Here is a 662-nt window from a genome sequence, read left to right as displayed (position 1 = left end):
CGCCTGCCGTTTTCCATGTCGCCCACCACAATGTCCGCCTTCGCATCGCCGTTGAAGTCCGCCACCGCCAGCGCCCAGGGCCGCACCCGCGGGCTGAGCGTGTCACCGAGTTTGCTCTCCGTGAAGCCGCCCGACTGATCGTTGGTCAGCACCGAGACATGGCGGCCATTCGTGGCATGGGTGCCACGGTTGGTCACCACGAGATCCAAAAAGCCATCGCCATTGAAATCCGCCGCCGCCATCTCATAGGGCTCATCTCCGACTGTCACCTCCGCCGGCGTGGCGAAGGAAATCGCGCCGGAGCTGGAGGTGTTGAGCAGGACCACCACCTTGTCCGCGCCGCCCACGGCCACCGCAATGTCCGGCAGGTCGTCGCCATTGAAATCCTCGACCACCGCATCGTACGGCTCGTTGCCGATGCCGGTGATCTCGATGGCGGTGCCGAACGTCATGTCGCCATTTCCTGGAAGCAGCGTGATCGAATCCGACGTGCCAAGCTGGGTCACGATCGCATCGAGATTTCCATCGCCATCCAGATCGGCCGTTTCCACATCGAAGGGATTCGAACTCACCGCCACTGCCGGATCGACGCCGATGAACGAGCCCGAAGTCACCCCATCCTGCACCGCGAGCGACAATCGATCCGCCGTGGCAAAGGTTTC

The 662-nt window shown here is 63.0% G+C and carries 1 protein-coding gene; it reads right to left on the bottom strand.

Translation table 11 applies throughout. The annotated features are described in order from the left end of the window. A partial coding sequence (locus ACFQY0_RS21270) for an FG-GAP repeat domain-containing protein (RefSeq protein WP_379717091.1) occupies positions 1-662 on the bottom strand: 662 nt, incomplete at both ends.

The sequence above is a fragment of the Haloferula chungangensis genome, from assembly GCF_042664875.1.
Lineage (GTDB): Bacteria > Verrucomicrobiota > Verrucomicrobiia > Verrucomicrobiales > Akkermansiaceae > Haloferula > Haloferula chungangensis.
Note: the sequence above shows the minus strand (reverse complement) of the source record. Positions and strands in the feature narration are given on the sequence as shown.